At 70.6% G+C, this 2,742-nt stretch carries 2 protein-coding genes and 1 pseudogene; 1 reads left to right on the top strand and 2 read right to left on the bottom strand.

All coding sequences use genetic code 11. From position 1 onward, the window contains the following. Together QR77_RS46905 and QR77_RS25585 are read right to left on the bottom strand one after the other, a co-directional pair. A partial coding sequence (locus QR77_RS46905; protein ID WP_107068983.1) for a hypothetical protein occupies positions 1–449 on the bottom strand: 449 nt, incomplete at its 3' end. A gap of 204 nt (positions 450–653) precedes the next feature. Then, positions 654–2,216: a glycoside hydrolase family 20 protein gene (locus QR77_RS25585; RefSeq protein WP_236711155.1), complete on the bottom strand. Its 1,563-nt coding sequence runs from the start codon at positions 2,214–2,216 to the stop codon at positions 654–656. Positions 2,217–2,520: 304 nt separating this feature from the next. Between QR77_RS25585 and QR77_RS46900 the strand changes: the two are divergent. Next, positions 2,521–2,742, top strand: a pseudogene (locus QR77_RS46900) (hypothetical protein); the annotation flags it as partial.

Genomic DNA, 2,742 nt, shown 5'->3' with positions numbered 1-2,742 from the left:
GGGAGCCGCTCCGACGCGGTGGCGGAGCCGGCGGCCTCGGCGAACGCGCCCGGTTCCGCGCCGCCGGGGGTCCCGGTGCCGGCGCCCGCTTCGAATCCCTGGTGGATCTCCAGCGCCACGAGGGAACAGGTGTCGGCCCACGCGCGCAGCGGCCCCGGCGCCCACTCCGAGGGCGCCGAAGCGAGCATCGTCCCAACGAGCGTCGCCGTGACGTCCGGGGCGGGCTCGGCCGCGATGACACCCAGTACACCGATGACGGCGTTGACGGCTTCCCTGGTCTCGGCCAGCCGCGCCGCCCAGTCCTTCTCGCCGTCCACGATCCCGGCCCACAGGGGGCGCAGGATCTCGGCCTCTTCGGCGAGCAGCGGCAGACACCGGTCGAGACAGCCGAGCCCGCTCGCGGCGAGGCCGCGTTCGTCCGCCTCTGCGATCAGCTTCACCAGACTCATGACTTCACCAGACACATGGACGTCTCCCGTCACGGACGCGGTACTGCCTTGTACTGCGCCGGACGGCTGGAATACGTCACTCCGCGACCGGCCGAGGCGTACCGGTACGCCGGAAAAACCCGATACGCCAAGCGCGGTTTCCACCCTTTCGGGCCGCGTACGGGGCGGCGCGCCGGGGCGACAGCGCGCCGCCACCGGCCGGATTCAGCCGCCCAACCGCCCGGCGAGTGCCTTGAATTGGGTCCAGGTCAGGCGCGGCTTCCCCGGCGCCCACGTCTTCTGGGCGAGCGCCCGCAGCGGCATCCTGATCCCCGCAGCCACCTGGTCCTGCGTCTGGGCGTTCGGGAAGTCCCCCCAGATCGCGAGCCGTCCGCCCAGGATCTGCTTGGAGTAGCGCTTGGGCACCGCCTTCGAGCCGCGCAGCACCAGCGGGGTCCAGTCGTCGTAGATCAGTTGCCCGGTCGGGTAGCGGAACTGGTTCGGCTGGCCGAGCACGTAGTACAGGTACTTGTCGTTGAGGTTGACCACCTGGCGCCCCTCGCTCAGATACGCCTGGGGCTCGCGCACCCCGCTCTCGGTGCCCGTCCAGTACTCGACCTGGAGGTCCTTGTCGGCTGCCACGACCCCGCCGGCGAAGAGTCCGTCGTTCCAGACCTTGGGCTTCTTGCCGATCGCGCGGACCACCTTGGCGCGGTTGTTGGTCCAGGCCGTCGTCAGGTCCTGGACCTTCGCCGAGGCGCCGAACTGCTTCCGGGCGAGCGCGGCCAGCTTCGGGTACGACGTCTGCGGGTCGGCGACCACCAGCGCCTGGTACTCGTCGGCGCCGAGGTGCCAGTACTTCCCCGTGAACAGCTTGCCGAACTCGCGGTCCAGGTCGTCGACGATCTTCGCCGAAGCGGGGTTCGAGATGTCGATCGCGCCCTTGGTGGCCACTCCCTGGGCGTTACGGAGCTGGAGTTCGGGGTGGGCGTCGATCACCGCGCCGAGGTGGCCCGGGGAGTCGATCTCGGGGACGACGGTGATGTGCAGGCGCGAGGCGAGGGCCAGGATCTGCCGTACCTCGGCCTGGGTGAGGTGCTGCTGCGAGACGATCTCGGGGTGGGTCCGGGATTCGATACGGAAGCCCTGGTCGTCGGAGAAGTGCAGTCCGAACTCGTTGAGCTTGAGGTCGGCCATCTCCCGCAGCCGGTCCTCGATCCAGCCGGCCGTGTAGAACTTGCGGGCGATGTCGAGGTTGAGCCCGCGCTGCGGCCACTCGGGCCTGTCCTTCACGACGCCCTCCGGCATCACGCCGTCCGCGCGCAGCGCCTGCTTGAGGGTGCGGGTGCCGTAGAAGACGCCCGACTGGTCGGGGCCGGTGATCCGGACCCGTCCGTCGCGGGCGGTGAGCGTGTACGACTCGGCGGCGCCGCCCTTGGCGAGCGCCAGCTCGACGTCTCCGGCGCGGGCCGCGGCCGCGCCCCGGTAGGCGATCTTCAGCTCCGTGGACAGCAGCCTGCCCTCGTCGGCGAGTCCGCTCCCGGCCGCGCCCGCCGCGATGACGACCGCGCTGCCCGCGGCGGGCTTCCAGCCGGGCCCGCGCGCCGCTTCATGGGTCCGTACGGACGGGATGGTCGTGGGCGCCGAGGAGAGCGGAAACGAACGGGAGGGGGACGGCGAGGCCGACGGCGTGCCGGAAGAGGCCGAGGAGGACGAGTTGCCGGTGCCATTGCCCGACCCGCCTCCGCCGCCCCCGCACGCGACGGCGGCCGAGGCCACCAACACCAGTGACGTCACTCGTACGGCGGTCCTGCTGGCAGCCGGGCCGGGGTGTGATTGCCACCTCACTCGGGGGACCTCCTATGCGCGGTGAAAGTACGGTGAAACTACTGCGAACCCACGGCTGGCTACGCCGAACGTCGCATGGCCATGTCCATAACGCGATCTGAAACTCTTCCTTCTGGGTGAAATTCGAGCATCAGTCGGACAGTTCCGCCCACAAATCGATAGCGTTGTGTCACATGCTTCCCTGATCTTCCTTCGGCGGCCTCCGCCGAACCTCACCGACCTCGGCCCGTCCCGGCCGACTTCCTTGACCTTTCCGGAGCCCACGCTGTCCAGCGAGTCCCACGCCGGCCCCCTGAAGCTCCCCGCGCAGACGCACGCAGAGCCCCGGCCCGTACCCCGGCAGGACCACCAGGACCACCAGGACCAACTCGGCCGTCCTGACACCGCCCGCCCGCCCGGGCTCGGGCGGTTCAACTCGCTGCCGCCCGAGCGGGCCGAGGCCGAGCTGCTCACCTGCTGCGGCAGC

Origin of the sequence: Streptomyces sp. 150FB (genome assembly GCF_000818195.1) — a bacterium.
Taxonomy (GTDB): domain Bacteria; phylum Actinomycetota; class Actinomycetes; order Streptomycetales; family Streptomycetaceae; genus Streptomyces.
The sequence above is the reverse complement of the archived record's forward strand: the minus strand, read 5'-3'. Positions and strand labels throughout refer to the sequence as shown.